At 68.4% G+C, this 18,220-nt stretch carries 18 protein-coding genes; 3 read left to right on the forward strand and 15 right to left on the reverse strand.

Annotated elements, in window-relative coordinates; genetic code table 11:
* Window positions 1–42: 42 nt before the first annotated feature.
* Window positions 43–246 carry a DUF2892 domain-containing protein gene (locus F787_RS0102135; protein WP_018871287.1) on the forward strand — a complete coding sequence of 68 codons (204 nt, stop codon included), beginning with the start codon at window positions 43–45 and terminating at the stop codon, window positions 244–246.
* 100 nt (window positions 247–346) lie between these two features.
* Here F787_RS0102135 and F787_RS0102140 read toward each other — a convergent pair whose 3' ends face one another.
* The 9 genes from F787_RS0102140 to F787_RS0102180 form a co-directional block, all read right to left on the reverse strand.
* A complete protein-coding gene (locus F787_RS0102140) occupies window positions 347–778 on the reverse strand; it encodes a DUF86 domain-containing protein (RefSeq protein WP_018871288.1) in 432 nt (143 codons plus the stop codon).
* Window positions 768–1,154, reverse strand: coding sequence for a nucleotidyltransferase family protein (locus F787_RS0102145; RefSeq protein WP_018871289.1), 387 nt, complete (start codon window positions 1,152–1,154; stop codon window positions 768–770). Before F787_RS0102145 ends, F787_RS0102140 begins: the two co-directional genes overlap by 11 nt.
* 66 nt (window positions 1,155–1,220) lie before the next feature.
* Window positions 1,221–2,219 (reverse strand): ABC transporter ATP-binding protein, encoded by a 999-nt coding sequence (locus tag F787_RS0102150; RefSeq protein WP_028491185.1) that lies wholly within the window; start codon window positions 2,217–2,219, stop codon window positions 1,221–1,223.
* The gene (locus F787_RS0102155) at window positions 2,216–3,205 is read right to left on the reverse strand and encodes an ABC transporter ATP-binding protein (protein WP_028491186.1); all 990 of its coding nucleotides are present in this window, start codon (window positions 3,203–3,205) and stop codon (window positions 2,216–2,218) included. The genes F787_RS0102150 and F787_RS0102155 overlap by 4 nt, the downstream gene beginning before the upstream one ends.
* Complete coding sequence (locus F787_RS0102160; RefSeq protein ID WP_019590173.1) at window positions 3,205–4,539, reverse strand: ABC transporter permease; 1,335 nt, start codon at window positions 4,537–4,539, stop codon at window positions 3,205–3,207. Before F787_RS0102160 ends, F787_RS0102155 begins: the two co-directional genes overlap by 1 nt.
* Window positions 4,536–5,648, reverse strand: coding sequence for an ABC transporter permease (locus F787_RS0102165; RefSeq protein WP_028491187.1), 1,113 nt, complete (start codon window positions 5,646–5,648; stop codon window positions 4,536–4,538). The genes F787_RS0102160 and F787_RS0102165 overlap by 4 nt, the downstream gene beginning before the upstream one ends.
* Entirely contained in the window at window positions 5,641–8,181 is a 2,541-nt protein-coding gene (locus F787_RS0102170; protein WP_028491188.1) for an ABC transporter substrate-binding protein, read from the reverse strand. The genes F787_RS0102165 and F787_RS0102170 overlap by 8 nt, the downstream gene beginning before the upstream one ends.
* 22 nt (window positions 8,182–8,203) lie before the next feature.
* On the reverse strand, window positions 8,204–9,499 hold the full coding sequence (locus tag F787_RS0102175) for a TlpA disulfide reductase family protein (protein WP_028491189.1): 1,296 nt from the start codon (window positions 9,497–9,499) through the stop codon (window positions 8,204–8,206).
* A 43-nt stretch (window positions 9,500–9,542) separates the two neighbouring features.
* Window positions 9,543–10,526 (reverse strand): MBL fold metallo-hydrolase, encoded by a 984-nt coding sequence (locus F787_RS0102180; RefSeq protein WP_019590169.1) that lies wholly within the window; start codon window positions 10,524–10,526, stop codon window positions 9,543–9,545.
* A gap of 195 nt (window positions 10,527–10,721) precedes the next feature.
* Between F787_RS0102180 and F787_RS0102185 the strand changes: the two genes are divergently transcribed.
* Window positions 10,722–10,928, forward strand: coding sequence for a hypothetical protein (locus tag F787_RS0102185; protein WP_018871297.1), 207 nt, complete (start codon window positions 10,722–10,724; stop codon window positions 10,926–10,928).
* 31 nt (window positions 10,929–10,959) lie between these two features.
* On the opposite strand, the gene F787_RS0102190 is transcribed toward F787_RS0102185, so the two are convergent.
* From F787_RS0102190 to F787_RS0102210, 5 genes are all read right to left on the reverse strand, one after another.
* Window positions 10,960–12,294: a diguanylate cyclase domain-containing protein gene (locus F787_RS0102190; RefSeq protein WP_028491190.1), complete on the reverse strand. Its 1,335-nt coding sequence runs from the start codon at window positions 12,292–12,294 to the stop codon at window positions 10,960–10,962.
* Window positions 12,291–13,784, reverse strand: a complete 1,494-nt coding sequence (gene kaiC, locus F787_RS0102195) for a circadian clock protein KaiC (RefSeq protein WP_019021036.1) — start codon at window positions 13,782–13,784, stop codon at window positions 12,291–12,293. The genes F787_RS0102190 and kaiC overlap by 4 nt, the downstream gene beginning before the upstream one ends.
* On the reverse strand, window positions 13,781–14,080 hold the full coding sequence (locus F787_RS0102200) for a circadian clock KaiB family protein (protein WP_028491191.1): 300 nt from the start codon (window positions 14,078–14,080) through the stop codon (window positions 13,781–13,783). The genes kaiC and F787_RS0102200 overlap by 4 nt, the downstream gene beginning before the upstream one ends.
* A 101-nt stretch (window positions 14,081–14,181) precedes the next feature.
* The gene (gene nudF, locus F787_RS0102205) at window positions 14,182–14,841 is read right to left on the reverse strand and encodes an ADP-ribose diphosphatase (protein ID WP_028491192.1); all 660 of its coding nucleotides are present in this window, start codon (window positions 14,839–14,841) and stop codon (window positions 14,182–14,184) included.
* Entirely contained in the window at window positions 14,838–16,952 is a 2,115-nt protein-coding gene (locus tag F787_RS0102210) for a S9 family peptidase (RefSeq protein WP_028491193.1), read from the reverse strand. Before F787_RS0102210 ends, nudF begins: the two co-directional genes overlap by 4 nt.
* 288 nt (window positions 16,953–17,240) lie before the next feature.
* On the opposite strand from F787_RS0102210, the gene F787_RS0102215 reads away from it, so the two are divergent.
* Entirely contained in the window at window positions 17,241–17,672 is a 432-nt protein-coding gene (locus tag F787_RS0102215; protein WP_028491194.1) for a DsrE family protein, read from the forward strand.
* Window positions 17,673–17,754: 82 nt separating this feature from the next.
* Here the strand turns inward: F787_RS0102215 and F787_RS0102220 are convergent, their stop codons facing one another.
* A complete protein-coding gene (locus F787_RS0102220) occupies window positions 17,755–18,204 on the reverse strand; it encodes an Rrf2 family transcriptional regulator (protein ID WP_028491195.1) in 450 nt (149 codons plus the stop codon).
* Window positions 18,205–18,220: the final 16 nt, after the last annotated feature.

Raw genomic sequence — 18,220 nt, forward strand, 5'->3', positions numbered from 1 at the left:
GCTGTACATTAGAAGAAATCGATATACGAGGAGGAGATCCCCATGAGCATCGACCGCATCGTCATGGCGTTTGCCGGCACCGTCATCATCATCAGTGCCATCCTGGCCTGGCAGTTCAGCCCGCTGTGGCTGCTGCTGACCGGCTTTGTCGGCCTCAACCTGCTGCAGTCCGCCTTCACCGGCTTCTGCCCGCTGGCCATGATCCTCAAGGCCCTGGGCGTGAAGCCGGGCGAAGCCTTCAGCTGAGGCCAGCCCGGCAAACACCCCGCGCCCGCCCCGACCGGCGGGCGCACAAAAGGGCCCGGACGTCTCCGTCCGGGCCCTTTTTCGTTCAGAGGCTCGGGCTTCAGGACCGGGGCCGGAGGGATTCGGGCAAGTCCGCTACCAGAAAATCGTGGATGAACTGGTGTTCGCCTCGCCGAACGAGCTCGAGAATCAATCCGATGTCGAGATTGAGATAGTCATGCACGATGCGATTGCGGATCCCGACGATCGCGTTCCAGCGGGGCACCTCCGCCGGATCCACGAATCCGAGCCCGGCCAGTGCCTGGAAGGCGTCGTGCGCGGACACCGGGACTGGCTGCCCTGCGGCCTTGAGCATGTGTTTCGCCTTTCCGATGGCATTCTCGGCCAGCACCTGCAACGCGTGGAGAACCCCGTTCTCCTCCAGCGGCGACAATGACCCGCCGTCCTCGAGGCGTTCGGCGGCTTCGTCCAGCACGGCCCTCTGGCGGCCGGCCAGATGCCGCACTTCCTGGAGATAGAGCTCAAGCTGCATGCTCACGCTCCCATTCCCAGAACTCCAGCTCGCGCCAGGTACGTGTCAGGAACCACGCCCATGGCGGTCGATCCTCGCCGACCACCGGAATGCCCTCCTCGGCGACCACGGCCCGCATGGCCAGTCCGGCCCGCTCCAGATTGACGATGTCGACCCGGTCGTCGTGGGTGCCCAACGCGGCCGCAATCCGGCGACGCAGGGACTCGTCCCGCGCGAAAGCGTCGAGGGCATCATCAGGGGCGTCCGACCACTGTACGGCCAGGTCCCAGTCGCTTTGCTCGTGCGCATCGCCCCTCGCGCGACTGCCGATCAGTACCACGAAGTCCAGTCCGTCGAGGTCTTCAAGGGCGCGACGCAGTACCGTCGGTTCCGTCATGGTCCTGCTCCGTTGCGAGATTCAGTGCAGGAATCATGGTAGCAGCCCCCGGGCGGAGAGCGCCGTTTACTCCGGTTCGCGCAGCCAGCAGGCGGCGCGGTGGTCCGGTGCGGGCCGGAAATCGGGCGGGTCGCGGGTCTCGCAGACGCCGGCCATGGCCTGCGGGCAGCGTGGATGGAAACGGCAGCCCGGCGGCGGGCTGACCAGGCTGGGGGCCTCGCCGCCGGGGATCTCGCGCATCTGCCGCGCGTTGGCGGGGTCGGGGTCGGCCAGCGCCGACAGCAGCGCCTCGGTGTAGGGGTGCTGCGGGGCGTCCAGCAGTGCGTCCACCGGCGCCTGCTCCACGATGCGGCCGGCGTACATCACCATCACCCGCCCGGCGTAGTGACGCACGGTGGACAGATCGTGGGTGATGTAGAGCAACGCGATGTCGTGCTCGCGCTGCACGCGATGCAGCAGGTCGAGGATCTCCACCCGTACCGAGGCGTCCAGCATCGACACCGGTTCGTCGGCGATGATCAGCTTCGGCCGCAGCAGCAGGGCGCGGGCGATCACCACCCGCTGCTGCTGCCCGCCGGAGAGCTGATGCGGGAACTTGCCGCGCACCTGCGCCACCGGGGTCAGCCCGACCTCCTCCAGCGCCGCATCGATGCGCCGTTCGCGCTCGGCGCGCGGGCCGATCCCGTGCACGATCAGCGGTTCCTCCAGCGCCCGGCGGATGTCCATGAACGGCGGCAGGGCGCCGTAGGGATCCTGCTGCACGTACCCCACCCGGGCGCGGTACGCCTTCAGGTCGGCTCCCTTCAGATCGGCCAGCGACTGTCCCTCGAAGCGCACCGCCCCGCCGGTGGGCCGGTTGAGCCCCAGCAGGGTGCGCGCCAGCGAGGACTTGCCGCAGCCGGACTCGCCCACCACCGCGGCGGCCTCGCCGGCATCCAGGGTGAAACGCACCCCGTCCACCGCGCGCACGGTGCCGGTGCGGATGAAGCCCCACTGGCGCAGCTCGAAATGGGTCTGCAGGTCGTCGGCGACCAGCAGCGGTTCATTCAGGGCACGGGTGTTCATCCGGTCCCTCCCGCGTCATGCAGCCAGCAGCGCACGCGATGGCGCGCATCCGGGTGGAACACCGCCGGGTCCTCGGCGCAGCGTTCGAACCGCCGCGGGCAACGCTCGGCGAAGCGGCAGCCGGTCGGCGGATCCTGCAGGCTGGGCGGACGCCCGGGAATGGGCACCGGCGGTTCTTCCTGGCGCAGCCGCGGCACCGAGGCCATCAGCATCTGCGAATAGGGGTGCGCGGGGGCGGTGAAGAAGGCCTCGGCGGACGCCTCCTCCACCACCTGCCCGGCATACATCAGGGCGACGCGGTCGGCCAGTTCGCTGGAGGTGGCCACGTCGTGGGTGATCAGCACGAAGCTGGTGCCACGATCGCGCTTGATGCGCTTGAGCACGTTCATGATCGAGGCCTGGGTGAGCACATCCAGCGCCGAAGTGGGCTCGTCGAGGATCACCAGGTCCGGGTCGGTTACCAGCGCCATCGCCAGCACCGCGCGCTGGCGCATGCCGCCGGACAGCTCGTGCGGATAACGCTGCAGGAAGTCCGTGGCGATGCCGACCTCCTCGAATGCCTCGGCCGCACGGGCCATGGCCGCCCGCCGCGACCAGCCGCGATGGATGCGCAGCGGCTCGGCGACCTGTTCGCCCACCCGCACCACCGGGTTCAGCGCATTCATCGCCGCCTGCATCACCAGCGCGATGCGGGTCCACCGCACCTCGCGGCGGAAGCGTTCCTCGGACAGGCCCAGCACGTCGCGCCCGTCCAGGCGTACCTGGCCGGTGGGTCGCCCGGCATTGCGCGGCAGGGTGCGCAGCAGGACCTTGGCCAGCGAGGACTTGCCGCAGCCGGACTCGCCCAGCACCACCAGCGCCTCGTTGCGGCGGATCTCCAGATCGACCCCGTCGACCGCGTTCACCGGGCCCTGCTCGGTGCGGTACTGCATGCGCAGGTCCTCGATCTCCAGCAACGGGCTGTCGGGGTTGGCCGCCACCGTCATCACAGGTTCCTCAGCCGGGGGTTGAACACGCGATCCAGGGCGAAACCGAGCATGGCGAAACCCAGTCCGGTCAGCATCAGCAGCGCCGCGGGGCTCACCACCCAGTAGTAGAACCCGTGGTACAGGGCCGACTGGGCCTGGGCGTCGTGCAGCACCTTGCCCCAGGTCGGCAGCACCGGATCCCCCAGGCCCAGCACCGCCAGCGACGCCTCGAGGAAGACGTAGGTCGGGATCAGGGTCACGAACGTGGGGATCAGCACCGGCAGGATGCGCGGCACCATGTAGCGCAGCACGATCCGCGGGCTGCTGGCCCCGTAGGCGCGCGCCGCCTCGATGTACGGGGCCTGGCGGATCGGCAGCAGCATCGCGCGGTACATCTTGATCCCGGCGGAGAAGATCCCCAGGGCCACCACCACGCCCAGCATCAGCCAGATACTGGTGGAATACAGGGTGCCCACCATCACCAGGATGGGCAGCAGCGGCAGGATGATGTTGACCTCGGTCAGGCGCTGGATCGCGGCATCCACCCAGCCGCCGTACCACACGCCGGCGGCGGCGATGATCAGGGTGGTGATGGTGGTCCCCACCGCGGCGATCAGGCCGAACGCCAGCGCCACCGGCGTGCCCCACAGCAGGGCCACGGACAGATCGCGGCGCTGATGGTCGGTGCCGAACAGCCCGTGGACCTGCCCGTAGGCCACCAGTTCGGCGTCCATGCGGCCTTCGGGCTCGAAATGCACGGTTTCCAGTACCAGCTCGTAGGTCCCCGGCAGGACCCGGGGTTCCGGGTCTTCGACATCGGCGTCACTGAACAGACCAACCTGCGGGGCATGCCCCAGGCGCCCCTCCAGGCCCTGGTCCTGGGAGATCGACACCCGCTCCTCGGCACTGACCCGCCGCGAGCCCAGGGCCACCTCGCTGCCGTCGGGCCGGTGCCAGCTCATGCGCACGAACGGCGGCCGCTGCTCGAACTCGGCCTGCAGGAACAGGTTGATCTCCCCCGGGAAATCGTCATAGGGGAAGTCGAAGCGCAGGGTCTGCTCCTCGATGCGTCCGCCGTCAAAGGCCGCGAATTCCCGCTCGGCCGCCTCGCTCCCGGCCTTCACGGTGCGCGGCGCGTTGCCGCCGAACAGCCGGTCCGTCCACACCGGTGCGGCATTCACCGGCAGATCCTGCCAGACCTCGCCGCCGCGCCAGAGCTTCTGCGCCTCGCTGTACGGGATGGCGGTAACCGCGTAGATCGCCGTGCCCAGCAGGGCGAGGATGATCAGCATCCCCGCCACCGCCGACGGATAGCGTCGCAGCCGGCGCAGGCCCTCGCTCCAGGGGCTCATGAACGGCCTCCTTCAATGCGCACGCGCGGATCGAGGATGGCGTAGAGGAAATCCAGCACGAACACGGTGATGGCCAGCAGGTAGGCGAAGATCACCACCGATCCGATGATCACCGGGGTGTCGCGATGGCCGATGGCCTCGAACAGCAGCGTGCCCAGCCCCGGCCAGTTGAACACCTGTTCGAGGATGATCGCGCCGCTCCACAGCCCGATCAGCATCAGCAGGAAGCTGGTCACGATGGGCGAAAGCGTCGGTCGCAGGATGTAGCGCTGTTCGATCATGCGGTCCGGCAGCCCCTTGGCACGCGCCATCTCCACGTAGTCCTCGCTGGAATGGATCAGGAAGAAGGTGCGCCAGGAGTAGATCGAGATGAAGATCTGCGAGATGAACATCGCCAGCACCGGCAGCGCCATGTGCCGGAGCACGCTGGCGGCGTAGGCCCAGCCGTCCTCCGGCGGTGGCACCGAGACCATCCCTCCCGCCGGGAACAGCGGCCAGATGAACGCCAGCAGCAGGATCAGGAAGATGCCGTAGAACCACCCCGGCGCCGCCGAGCTCGGCGCCAGGCCGATGACGCTCTGATCCAGCGCCGAGCCGTAGCGCCGCGACAGCCCCAGGGCGGCAAACACCGCGACGAAGAACACCAGCAGGTTGGCGGTGCCGAACAGCAGCAGGGTGGCCGGCAGGCGTTCGGCGATGATGTTGAAGACCTGGCGCGAGCCGGCATCGGAATGCATCTCCTCGGCCCGCCCCAGGTCCAGGATCATCGCCTGGTAGAGATAGTCGAAGCTGCGCCAGATGAAGGGCTCGTCCAGGCGCAGGCGCTCCACCTCCAGCGCCACCTGCTGCTCGACCAGCTCGGTCCGCTCAGCGGAGGGCAGATCATGAAACGCCGGATCCGCACGCACCGCCTCGGCCGCCGCGGTCTCGATCTGCGCCAGCCGCAGGTCATCCACCTGCCCGCCCATGTTGGCGATCACGATGGTCAGGTAGACCCCGATCAGCACCGTCACCAGCAGCGCCAGCAGGCGCTTGCCGGTAAACACGGCCAGGCGGCGCAGATCGCGCAGCCAGCCGCGTCGGGCGGCGTTGACGGCCCCGTCAGTCATCGCCTTGCTCCGCTGGTTCGGCCCGGGGTTGCGGCACCCGACCGCCAGGCACCGTGGCGAACGCATGGGTGGCAAAGGCCGGCAGGGCGACCGGCGTCGCGGTCACCGCGAACTCCAGGCTGTTGGCCCCGGTACCCAGTACGTCGAGGATCTCCGCATCCAGATCCAGGCGCCAGCGCCCGTCCGCATCCGGCTCCAGTTCGCCGCGCCGCGCGAGACGGTCGTCGCCATCGAACAGCATCCAGCGCACCTCGTCGATGTCCTCATGCGGATACGGCTCGCCGCCAAAGCGGATGTCGAGATCCAGACTGACCGCCTCGCCCAGCTCGGCGATCAGCGGGCCATCCACGCTGACCTCGGGGATCCGCGGCTCCGCAAAGCGCAGCCACTTGTCCGCCGGATCGGGGAAGTCCTCGAAGCGGCGCAGCACCAGACTGCCCTCCACCGCGCGCACGCGGTGCAGGTAGAACGGCCCGTCGCCGACCCAGAAATGGCCGCGTTCGGCCTGCCACTGCTCCAGCGCCGCGTAGCGTTCGCGGATCTCCTCCGGATCGACCCACTCGCTCAGGGTCTCCTCGAACGGCAGCCGCTCCGCCGCGTGCGCCGCGCGCAGGTAGTCGCGCAGGATCTCCAGTGCCGGCCCGCCCACCAGGTTGGTCTGCTCCACGCCGCGCCGGTCGGCCTGACCGGTGGAAAAGGCCAGATCGCCCTGGCGCTCGGCCTCGATCCCCAGCCCCAGCACATGCCAGGGCTGGGTGGCGGGCACGCGGTTGGCCACCAGGTTCTCCGCATCCGGGAACACCTGATCGCTGTAGACCTCCACCGTCAGCGGGTCGGTATCCGTGATGCGCCAGCCGCGGAAATGCCGCTCATAGACCGAAAACGTGGGTACATGCCCCGGATCGAACAGCGCGCTGTCCTCGTCGGCACGTTCGAAGGTCAGAATCCACGGCAGGATCATGTCGGCGACGGAGACCCGGGAACCATCGTGCCAGTAGCGATCCAGGTACCCGTCGTGGAATTCGATCTCGGTGCGCGAACGCGCCGTCAGGCCCTCCGGTTCGGCCTCGTCCACCGTCACCTTGCGCCCTTCCGCGGCGTCCCAGCGCAGCCAGGCATCGCCGGGCACCTCGATGCGCTCCACACTCTCCAGCTCCAACCAGTCCAGGGTGCGCCCGACCGGCGCGTCCTCTTCCACCGTGACCCGGGCGCGCGCGATGCGCTGCGGCCGATAGAGCCCGGTGAACGGATCGGCCAGCGCCGCCGGGTCCGACAGGGAACGCAGGATCATCTGATCGAAGATCCAGTTGGAACCGGCCACCGGGTTCCAGGGCTCGGTCAGCATGCTGGGCGTGCCGACCACCACGCGTCCGCCCAAGCCGTCGCGGAAACGCAGGGTATAGGGCCACAGGCCGGAGCCGGTCACGCCGCCGGCCAGATCCACCGCCACCTCGAGGTTCGCGGCATGCGGCCAGACGCTTTGCTGATCCACCAGCCAGATGCGCACCGAATCCTTCATGGCCAGCTCCAGCGCGCGCGCCATCAGCTCCTCGCGCTCTTCCACGGACTGATACTCGCGGCGTTCCAGGCGCTCGGCGAGCTCGTCCAGTTCGGGATCGGGATCGTAGGCCTGCCACAGGGGATCGGGGCGCCCGCGGGGGGTGTAGTAATAGTTGAAGTCGCCGCCGACATCGCGGTTGATGACCGTGGATATCCAGCCGCCGGTATACACGTGCCAGCGGCCGGCGGCAGGATCACTGGCGATCCACAGGCGCGTCGCCTCGTCCGCGGTGCGGTACAGCCGCTCGGTCTCGAAACCGAGGTCCTCCAGCCGGTTGGCCACGTAGTCGCCCACCCGCTCGCGGTTGTCCTCGGTGCGGATCAGCACGCGGATGCGGACCGGCGCGCCGTCATGGAACCAGCGACCGTCGCGTCGCTCCGCGCCCAGCGCCTCCATGCGTTCGCCGATCACCCGGCGCGCGCGTTCGGCATCGTGGCGGTAACGGATCTCCAGCTCGCGCGCCGGTCCGGCCAGGCGTGCGTAGTCCGGAAAGGCGGTGTTCAGCGGGAGATAACGCGGCGTGGCGAGCCCGCCATACAGCTCTTCCGCAATATGGCTGCGATCCACCAGCCAGTTCATCGCCTCGCGGATCTCGCGATCGGCGAAGGGGTTCAGCTGGCCGTCCTCGAACTCGGCCGGATTCAGCGTGAGCTCGGCCACCGAACCGCGCGAGAAATGATGCCCCACCGCGGGCGAAGCCTGGATCTGGCGGAACAGCGTGGCCGAATCCAGCCCCTGGCCGAACAGGTGGTGCGACCCCCGTTCGATCAGCGCGGTGATGCGGCCGGGGTCGGATTCCACGGTGAACACCACCTCGTCGACCAGCGCCCCCTTTCGCTCCGCCGGATCGCCCGGCACGGGCTGCGGGGCGGCGGTATCTTCGCTGCGATCCCCCATCCACAGGGTGCCCGCGATCGCCACGGCCAGCAGGGCGAGGATCAGCAGGGGCAGCAGGCGGCGCAGGTCGATCAAGGGATCTCCTCGGGACGGGGGCTCAGGGCGTGGCGTCAGGGGCGGGTTCGTCGCGCAGCTCGTCGATCACTTCACGCACCTCGTCGGTGTCCCACTCGATGGCCTCGTTCACGGAATACCGCACCCGGCCCTCGCGGTCCAGCAGGAACGAGCTGGGGAAGGCGAACACGCCCCATTCCTGCGAGACCGCCCCATCCTCGTCCATCAGCACCGGGAAATCGACCTCGACCTCTTCCATGAATTCCAGGATGTGCTCGGGCGACTCGCGGAAATTGATCGACACGATCGCGAACTCGTCCTCGTCATACGAGCCTTCGAGGCGGTTCATCGACGGGATCTCGTGCACGCAGGGCGGGCACCAGCTGGCCCAGAAGTTCACCAGCGTCACCTGACCGGCACGATCCTCCAGCCGGTGGGTCTCGCCGCGCGCGGCGGTCAGTTCGTAGCCGGGCGGCTCCTCGGGCTCGCGCTCGACCATCCCGTGCTCGCTGCCCAGCGGCTGGTCGCGCTCCTCGTCCAGTTCGGCGACCTGTCCCGGGCGCGGCAGGCCCGCCAGCACGCGCGCCGTCGAAAGCAGCTGCTGCGGAGTTCGCTCGACTGCGTCACTGCCCGCCTCGTCGGGGCGCATGTAGTAGTCGCGCTCGCCGGCGATGATGCGCGCCAGCGCCGGGCTGCCGGCCGCGTACAGATGCCGCATCAGTTCCGGCAGGCGGGCCGCATGGGCCCCGTCGGCGGGCTGGAACACCGCCACCGGCATGTTGGTTGCGTCCACGATCCCGAACAGCTCCGGGTCATCGCCGGCGGCGGGGGTGCCGCGATACAGGTTGGGGAACAGCAGGATCGCCCCGGCCACGGCATCCGGATCGTCCGTCGCCGCCTGCCATTCGCGCAGCCCGCGCAGCGCAGGCACGCCCATGCGGTCGGAGGCCACCAGGGTCACCGGGGCATAACCCTGCGCCCCGGCCTCCTCCAGCAGCGCCGCGGTGGGCTTGCCCTCCAGCCCGCGCACGGTGGAACTCGAGCGTTCCAGCAGCAGCGAATCGAGCAGGTCCACCACCCACACCGTGGCGCCCTGCTCCGCCAGTTCGCCCAGCAGTTCGCGCGGGGCATCCAGATGCTCGGCGGCCGGGATCAGCCAGATGAACAGCGGACCCGTGCCTTCGGCCTCGCCGAGGGTCTCTACCTCCAGCAGATCCCCGCCATCCAGTTCGATGGAGAACTCCTCCGCCGCGTCGTCGGCCAGCAGACCCGACGGCAGGAGGAGAAGGACCAGCCACAGCAGCGCACGCCCCGTCCGGGACCACGGAATCGACCGCACATTGAACCTCGCGAATGGTGGGATAACCGGAAACCCGAAACGCCTACTCCATGAAGAGATAGGTTCGATTGATGTTGGTCCGATGCCAGTCGCCGAAATGTTCCAGATGCTCGAACTGCGGGGCATCACCGAGGTCGTCCACCGCCTCCTGCAGCGAGGCCCAGTCTTCCAGCGCCTGTTCCACGCCACTGATTACGAACCGCAGGTAGTCCCCGGTTTCGGCGGTCACGAGATCCATGCCCGCGACGTCCCCGTGGCCGGGCACCACGGCGGCCGGTGCCTTCTCTTCCAGCTTTTCCACCGCGGTCAGCCAGGCCACCGGATCGCTCCACGGATGGATGCCCAGCATGCGATCGAGATAGACCATGTCCCCGGAGAAGAAGACATCGGTCTGCGGCAGGTACACCACCGCGTCGCCGGGGAAATGGGCATCCGCCCAGAACTCCAGATGGAATGCGGTGCCGCCGATCTTCAGCTCGTGGCGGTCGCCTTCCAGCGGCTCGTCGGTCACCACGGCCTCGGTGCCCTCGAAACGGTCTTCGAGGATCCCCGACATGCGTTCAATGTGATCATCGGCAAAATCCCTGCGGGTCTCGGCCGTACGTTCCAGGGTGATCAGCTCGGCCCCCTGCTCGCGGAAATAGCCATCGGCCATCCAGCGGTGATCCTGCGAACCGATGCCGATGACATGGGTGACCGGCTGATCGGTGATTTCGCCGATCGCGGCCTCCAGCATCTCGCCAAAGGCGTACGACGGACCGGAGTCGATCAGCACCACCCCCTCGTCGGTCACCACGAAGCCCAGATTCATGGTCAGCCCGAGGTTGTCGTAGCTGCGCCCGTCGATGGAGCCGATGATCGCGTACACGTCTTCCGCCACACGCACCGGCTGCAGTTCGTCCACCCGTTCCAGGTCGCTGGTGCGGGCATCACTCAGGCGCTCGTTCGGCCCCGGGACCTCGACCTCACTCCCCGCGTCGGCACTCAGCGGAGCGGCCATGACCAGCCACAGGCATCCGGCCATCATCCATTGCAGTCTCTTCATCAGGTAACCCCCGAGCGGTCGTTATTGATTATCCATGGGACGCCTGGCGCGCCGGTTCATTCCCACCACTCGCGGGGAATGCAGGACGCACCATCGCCGTCCATGCTTAAAGAGTCCGTCTTGCGCGCCCGACCGCGGAAGGCGATCTCGGGCTACGGGACACTCGGGAGGAACGCCATGCAACACCGCCAGACCACGTTCATATTTGCCGGCACCGCCGCGCTTGGCCTGATGCTCGCCGGGGCCGCCCCCGCGATCGCCGACACCGACCGCTCGATGGGCGAACCGGTGGCCGTCGGGATGACGGCCGGCACTACGCATACAACCGTCGCGCGCGACGAGGAACGCGACCGCCGGATCCCCGACGAGTCCTGCCCGGCCTGACGGCACCCGGCCGGCGCCGGGCATCAAGGGGTCAGCCGCAGTCCGCCGGCCTTCCCGCGAATGGGGGGACCGGCGGGGTTTCTCCGGCACTGTTCGCGAACGCGAACAGCCCGCGCCCGCGATCCTTGGCACGGTACATGGCCTGATCGGCCGCATGGATCAGGGTGTCGCCGTCGCGCCCGTCTTCCGGGTAAACGGCAATGCCCACACTGGATCCGATGTGGATCTCGTGATCACGCACGTGGAACGGCGCCCGCAGCGCGTCAATGATCTTCTGCGCCACCACACCCGCATCGGCCTCGCGCTGGATATCCCGCACCAGCACGATGAACTCGTCCCCGCCCAGCCGCGCGACCAGGTCGCTCTCGCGCACGGTCTCGCGCAGGCGTGCGGCCACGGCCTGCAGGATCTCGTCGCCCACCGCATGTCCCAGGGCATCGTTGACCGGCTTGAAGTGATCCAGGTCCACGAACAGCACGGACACGATGTCGCCGTGGCGTCGCGCCTGCCCCAGCGCCAGATCGAGATGCTGATGGAAGGCGGTCCGGTTCGGCAGATCGGTCAGCGGATCGGCGTGCGCCAGATGGTCCAGGCGCTGCTGGGCCTCCTTCCAGCGGGTGATATCCTCGAAGGTCACGATGAAATGGGTCGGCTGCCCCATCTCGCCGCGGACCGCGATCACCGTGGTCCAGGTGTAGCAGGGCCCGCCATCGCGCCGGCGCTTGACCAGCTCGCCCTCCCAGCGGCCGGCGCTGTGCACCGCGGCCTCGATGGTTTCCAGCAGGGCCGGGTCCTGGTATTCCGAATCCAGCAGTTCGCCCATCGGCCGGCCGTGCACCTCGCCCGGCTGGTACCCGGTGATGGACATGAAGGCGGGGTTCACCTTGAGCACACGCTGCCCCGCATCGGTGATCAGCAGCCCCTCGGAAGCATTCTCGAATACCTGGGCCGCCAGGCGCAGCTCGTCTTCCATGGCCTTGCGCTCGGTGACATCGCGCAGGATCGCCAGGCTGGCGTCCTCCCCGTCCCAGCTCAGGGCGGTCACGTGCATCTCGGCGACGCGCGGGGCCTCGCCGGGAGGCAGCACGTCGATCTCGGTGCGTCCGGGAGCCGTCGGGAAACCGAACCCGGTGCCCCTCAGGGCCTGCAGGTCGCGCCCGAACAGCCGGCTGGCGGCCGGGTTGGCATAGCGCAGAACGCCCGCCGAGTCCACCACGATGATGGCATCGGCGGAGGCCTCGAGGATCGCCCGCAGGCCATCGCCCGACGGACCCGAGCCGGCGAAATCGCCGCCCCCGTCGCCCGCCCACAGCACGACGCCGGGCACCGCGGCCGGGGGCATCGAAAGGTCCGGATTCGGCATCATGTGTCTTCTTCTCCAGGCTGCACATGCACGGGATGGCCTTCGAGGATACCCTCCACGCCACGGAAGCGCTCGCCGATATGCATCCCGCGACCGTCGATGTTGAAACGCCGGATCCCGGCGTCATGTCCCGCGCCGCGCATCTTCAGCACGGCCAGGCCGCGATGGACGCGGCCACGCATTTCGACGTAGCGCAGGACGATAATGGAATCGGTCAGGGTGGAGATGTGCGCCTCGGTCACCGAGGCGCCGCCCATCAGCGACGGCGTGGAGGCGGTGAACAGCCCCGCAATCTGACGCTCCTTGATGAACGAGGTCAGGCTGATCACGAACTCGCGGAAACCGCGCGGGCTGGCCACGCGCTCCAGCGCGGTCAGGCTGTCGAGGGCGACCCGGTCCGGGCGGAAGCGGTCGATCTCCTCCTTGATCCGGACCAGGTGGTCCTCCAGTCCGGCGGCCTCGGGGTAGTCGCAGCGGATCGCCAGGTTCCCGGCCTCCTCCGCCGGGGCATAATCCACGCCCCACCCGCGCGCGTTGCGCATCAGCTGTTCGCGGCTTTCCTCGAAGGCGAACAGCATGCAGCGTTCGCCGGCGGCCAGTCCGCCCGCGGTGAACTCCGTCGCCATCAGGGTCTTGCCGGTGCCGGTAGCACCGGACACCAGCACGATCGAGTCGCGGTAGAAACCGCCGCCACACATCCGGTCCAGCTCGTCGTTGCCGGAGGTCGTGCGCACGTCGGTGGAATGCTGGGTCAGCTCCATCGCCGACAGCGGGATGGCGATCAGCCCGCCCTCCGGCAGGATGGTGAACGGGTACTCGCCCTTCTGGTGCTGCGTGCCGCGGAACTTGAGGATCTCCAGCGTCCGTCGGCGGGTCTCGTTCTCCAGGATGTTACGCAGGATCACCACGTTGTCGGCGACGAACTCCTCGACCCCGTGACGGGCAACGGGGCCGTATTCGGTCTCGCGTTCGGCGGTCATGACCGCCGTTACGCCCAGGGCCTTCAGCCGGGAGGCGATGCGGAACAGGTCACGGCGTACCTGGCGCGTGTCGGGGAAGCGCGAGAACATCGCGCCCAGGGAGTCGATCGCCAGACGGCGGGCCCCGCTGCGCTCCACCGCATGCTCGATGCGCGCCACCAGGGCCCCGAGGTCGTAGCTGCCGGCCTCCACCGTCTCCTCGTCCGGATCCGGCGACACGTCCACGAAGGTCCAGCGACCGTCGGCTTCCCATTCCGCCATCGGCCAGCCGAATGCACTGAAATTGCGCCGCAGATCCGCGGGCGACTCCTCGCACGTCACGAACACCCCGGGGGTGGCATCGCGCTGGATGCCGGCGGCCAGGAACTGGCCGGCAAACACCGTCTTGGCACTGCCCGGGGTACCGGCAACCAGCGTGGTGCGCCCCTCGGGCAGACCGCCACGGGCGATCGCGTCGAACCCCGGGATCCCGGTGGCCAGCTTGTCGATTCCTCCACCCATTTCTGCGGTCATTGCAGGGGCTCCCGCTGCCCGGGCGTCACCAGCTCCAGCCCGTGCAGCACTTCGTCGCGGTCGGAGAGATCGCCGATGATGCGGCGGATCGGCGGAGGCAGCTCGCGGATCAGGGTGGGGGTGGCAACGATGCGCTCGTTCTCGCCGCGCTCGGGATTTTCGAGCACGTCGATCACCTCGATCCGATAGCGTCCCTGGAGTTCTTCTTCACAGATGGCCTGCAGATTGGCCAGTGCCCGCGCGGACCGGGCCGTCTGCCCCGTCACGTACAGGCGGAGCAGGTATTCCTGCGCCACGTATCCTCCCCGGACGGCGATTGCGCCCTTGTCTCGAGCGGGGAATTATCCGGAAGCCTCCCGCCATGCGTCAACGCAACCCGGTCCGGGCGGGGGAGTCTTCAGCGGCGCGACTCATCCGCCCGGGCACCCGCTCCCCATTCGCACCGCAGCCGCTCGCGATTGAGCGCCAGCCACTGCAGCGCGATCACCGGCCCGGCCGAGTCGATACGGCCGTCGTGCATCAACTGCATTGCCTCGTCGAAGGGCACGGTGAACACCCGGATGTCCTCGTCTTCGGCATCCAGTCCGTGCACGCCCCCGGCGCCGAGGCTGTCCACCTCGCCGCAGTAGATCCGCAGCGACTCCGAATTGCCACCCGGGCTGACATAGACCTCCTGCACGAACTCGATGCGCGCCGGGTTCACCCCCGCTTCCTCGAAGGCCTCGCGCCGCACCACGGCTTCCGGCTCCTCACCCGGTTCGATGACCCCGGCGACGAACTCCAGCAGCCAGGGTCCGGCCGGCTTCTCCAGCGCGCCGATGCGGAACTGCTCGATCAGCACCACACGGTCGGCCACCGGGTCATAGGGCAGCAGCACGGCCGCATGTCCGCGTTCGAAGCGCTCGCGCGTCAGCGGCCGGCTCCAGCCACCGCCGAACAGCCGGTGGCGCACCGTATAGCGGGCCATACGGAAGAAGCCCTCGAACAGCGACTCGCGCTCGAGAACCTCGACATCTTCGGGCCCCAGGCCCGGGCGGCGGCCATCGCCGGCGCTCACGGGGCCTCGACCTCATCGATGTCCTGACGCAGCAGCTCCAGGCGTTCCTGCACCGGCTCCGGGTATTCCGCCTGCCGACGACCGCCGACATGCTCGGCGAGAAAGCCCTCCAGCCCGGCGAAGAACGCCAGGCGGTTGGTCTCGTTGACGAAACCGTGGCCCTCGTCCAGCGCCAGCAGGTATTCCACCGGATGCCCGGCGTCGCGCAGCGCCGCCACGATCTGATCCGACTCGGCCTGCTTGACCCGCGGATCGTTCGCACCCTGGGCCACCAGCAGCGGCGACTCGATGCGGTCAACATGGAACAGCGGCGACTGCTCCTTCAGCCGCTCGCGGTCCTCCGGATCGTCCGGGTCACCCACACGACCGTGCATGCGCTTGATCCCCGCTTCCCAGTACGGCGGGATGGACTCCATCAGGGTGATCAGGCTGGACGGCCCCACCATCGACACCCCGGCGGCGTAGAGCTCCGGGGTCCAGGTCAGCCCGGCCAGGGTTGCGTAACCCCCGTAGGAGCCGCCGTAGATCGCCACCCGGTCCGGATCGGCGATGCCCTCGTCGATCAGATGTTTCACCCCGTCGGTCACGTCGTGCTGCATCACGCCGGTGCCCCACTCCTGATTGCCGGCATTGAGAAACGCCTTGCCAAAACCGGAGGAACCGCGGAAATTCGGCTGCAGCACGGCGTAACCACGGTTGGCGAGGAACTGCACCTGTCCGCTGTAGCCCCAGGTGTCGCGCACCCAGGGACCGCCGTGCGGCATCACCACCAGGGGCAGGTCCTCGGCCTCCGCCCCGCGCGGCAGGGTCAGGTAGCCCGGGATCTCGGTGCCATCACGGGCCTCGTAGCGGATCGGCTCCATGTACGCCAGCACATCCTCGGGAAGATCCGGCCGGGTGCGATACAGGCGTTCGAGTTCGCGTTCGCGCAGATCCGCCACCCAGGCACTGCCGGGATCGACGTCGCGCTGCACGCCCACGGTCCACACGTCCTCGTCACGGGTTCGCGAGGAGAACGACAGCTCCGCGTCACCCAGCTCCGAGCGCAGCCAGTCCAGCGCCTGCTCGAATTCCTCGTCGTGCGCGTAGATCCGCTGCCGGTCGCCGGTGTACTGCGTGGCCAGCAGGCGGTGGTCCTCGTCGGAAAACAGCGCGCGACCGAGATCCACCTCACCTTCAGGGTCGCGATGCACGCGGGTCTCCTCGCCCGATTCCGGGTCGAACAGGACCAGCTCGCTCAGATCGCGATCCTCGCCCGCGTTGGTGCGCAGATAGAGCCTGGCGCCATCCTTGTGAAATCCGGCCACGGAGCAGCTCTCGCCGAACTCGCAGGCGTAGATCTGCCGGAAGTCGTCCTCGCCATCGACGCGCAGGATCTCGCTCCCGCCGTCGCCGGTGGTGCGCGTCGCCTTGCGCAGCTCGCCCTCGTGGAAATGCCAGCCTTCGATCTCCGCGGTGTTTTTCACCACCCGCTCGCGCTCACCGCTGGCGATGTCGACGCGGTAGACGTCGTGCAGCCGGGGATCGCGCTCGTTCAGCCCCACGAACAGATGTTCCGGCGCCTCTCGCGGTACATGGATGATCCGCGCCTGCACCCCGTCACCTCCGGCCAGTGCGCGTGAGTCGGGATATCCGTCGGCCTCCGGGTCGGGGGTCTCCGGGGCCTGCAGGGCCCGGATCTCGAAGTCTTCGTCACCGTCGGCGTCCCGCGCGTACAGCAGGTACTCGCCGTCGCGCGACCAGAAAAAGCCCGAGACCGAACGCTCTTCGGTGGTGACCGGCTGCGCCTGCTCGACCGGCTCGCCCCGCGCCACCACATGGATGTTCATCGCCCCCTCGTAGGGTCGCAGGAAGGCGACACGATCGCCGTCCGGGGAGATCCGCGCGGAGGCGTATTCCGGGTCACGGAAGAAGCGTTCCAGCTTCACCAGCGGCGGCGCATCCTCGGTCCACGGGCCGGCGCCCTCCTCGGCCGGTGCGGTCTCGATCTGCGCACCGGCCAGGGCCGGCAGCGTCAGCAGCAGCGCACCCATGATCGCGGTGCGCCCGCGGGGGCCTCTGGCCCGGTCGCGCGCGCCGCGCCGGTTCGTCCTGTCCAGCGTCTCCAGCATCACGTCCTCCCCAGTCGCTCTGAATACAGGATGACAGCATCGGCCGGTTCACGGTTCCGCCGCCGACCCGGGAACTTCCTTCCCTGTCCCCCATCTACTGGTGAGATTCCGGCGAAAGACCTGCCTCCCGAAAGGAGCCGCGTGCCGCACCCCCCGGGAATCCGCGCGAACAACGAAGCACCCGATGCGACGCAATCGACATATGGACGCAGTCTGATTTGCATTCCATATAAGCATTGAACTACATTCGAAAACGCTTACATACCAGCCAAACGGGAGACGTACCCCATGCGTACCATGAAGACCCTCGCTGCCGCCGCCGTCCTGACCTTTGCCGGCGCCAGCGCCGTTCAGGCCGACGAACCCTCGAAGATGTTCGCCAGCGTCACCTCCGGTGACGAACACACCCAGTTCATGTCGATGGTGCTGGCCAACCAGGCCATGGGCCAGGGCCAGGAAGTGCGCGTGCTGCTGTGCGGCCCGGCCGCCAAGATGGCGACCGACGACTTTGACGGCGCGACCATGCAGCCCGCCGACCGCAACGCCCAGCAGCTGCTGATGAACCTGATCAACAACGGTGCGAAGGTCGAGACCTGCGCCATCTTCCTGCCCAACACCGACTACACCGAGGAAGACCTGATCGACGGCGTCACCCCGGCCGACCCGGAAGACGTGGGCGCCTACATGGCCGACCCGACCGTGCGCTACTTCTCCAACTAAGCCGCACGCTGCCCGGCCAATCCGGGCAGACGCCAGAGGGCCCTCCATCCGGAGGGCCCTTTTTTTGTGGGCGGGTCGGGGGTCAGCCGGCGTCGGGGGCGTGCGGTTCGATCTGCAGCAGGGTTCGCAGACGGGCTTCGTTGCGAACGATGTCGGCGAGGGTGTAGCGGTCGAGCACGGCGAGAAAGGCGTCGCGCGCCTCGTCGAGCAGGGGCTTGAGGCGGCAGGCCGGCGCGACCGGGCACCATGGCCGGGTGCAGTCGATCACGTCCAGCGTGGGCTCCATGTTGCGCACCACCTCACCCAGGTTGATCTCCTCGGGCGCCACCGCCAGCCAGATCCCGCCGCCCTTGCCACGCCGGTTGGTCAGATAGCCGAGCCGGCCCAGGCGGTGGACGATCTTCACCATGTGGTTGCGCGGGACCTCGAAGCGCTCGCTGATCTCCGAGACCGTGGTGCGGCCACCCTCGGGCTGCACGGCCACGAACAGAAGCACGCGCAGCGCATAGTCCGTATGGCGGGTAAGCTGCATGGCACCGACCTCTTGC

It is taken from the genome of Thioalkalivibrio sp. ALE19 (assembly GCF_000428605.1).
GTDB lineage: Bacteria > Pseudomonadota > Gammaproteobacteria > Ectothiorhodospirales > Ectothiorhodospiraceae > Thioalkalivibrio.

Bases quoted from the DNA above. Each gene is read 5' to 3' on its own strand.
- F787_RS0102220 (WP_028491195.1), bottom strand. From the start codon at position 18,204: ATGCAGCTTACCCGCCATACGGACTATGCGCTGCGCGTGCTTCTGTTC.
- F787_RS0102215 (WP_028491194.1), top strand. From the start codon at position 17,241: ATGCGTACCATGAAGACCCTCGCTGCCGCCGCCGTCCTGACCTTTGCC.
- F787_RS0102185 (WP_018871297.1), top strand. From the start codon at position 10,722: ATGCAACACCGCCAGACCACGTTCATATTTGCCGGCACCGCCGCGCTT.
- F787_RS0102160 (WP_019590173.1), bottom strand. From the start codon at position 4,539: ATGAGCCCCTGGAGCGAGGGCCTGCGCCGGCTGCGACGCTATCCGTCG.
- F787_RS0102140 (WP_018871288.1), bottom strand. From the start codon at position 778: ATGCAGCTTGAGCTCTATCTCCAGGAAGTGCGGCATCTGGCCGGCCGC.
- F787_RS0102135 (WP_018871287.1), top strand. From the start codon at position 43: ATGAGCATCGACCGCATCGTCATGGCGTTTGCCGGCACCGTCATCATC.
- F787_RS0102190 (WP_028491190.1), bottom strand. From the start codon at position 12,294: ATGATGCCGAATCCGGACCTTTCGATGCCCCCGGCCGCGGTGCCCGGC.
- F787_RS0102180 (WP_019590169.1), bottom strand. From the start codon at position 10,526: ATGATGGCCGGATGCCTGTGGCTGGTCATGGCCGCTCCGCTGAGTGCC.
- kaiC (WP_019021036.1), bottom strand. From the start codon at position 13,784: ATGACCGCAGAAATGGGTGGAGGAATCGACAAGCTGGCCACCGGGATC.
- F787_RS0102145 (WP_018871289.1), bottom strand. From the start codon at position 1,154: ATGACGGAACCGACGGTACTGCGTCGCGCCCTTGAAGACCTCGACGGA.
- F787_RS0102155 (WP_028491186.1), bottom strand. From the start codon at position 3,205: ATGACGGTGGCGGCCAACCCCGACAGCCCGTTGCTGGAGATCGAGGAC.
- F787_RS0102150 (WP_028491185.1), bottom strand. From the start codon at position 2,219: ATGAACACCCGTGCCCTGAATGAACCGCTGCTGGTCGCCGACGACCTG.
- F787_RS0102165 (WP_028491187.1), bottom strand. From the start codon at position 5,648: ATGACTGACGGGGCCGTCAACGCCGCCCGACGCGGCTGGCTGCGCGAT.
- F787_RS0102210 (WP_028491193.1), bottom strand. From the start codon at position 16,952: ATGCTGGAGACGCTGGACAGGACGAACCGGCGCGGCGCGCGCGACCGG.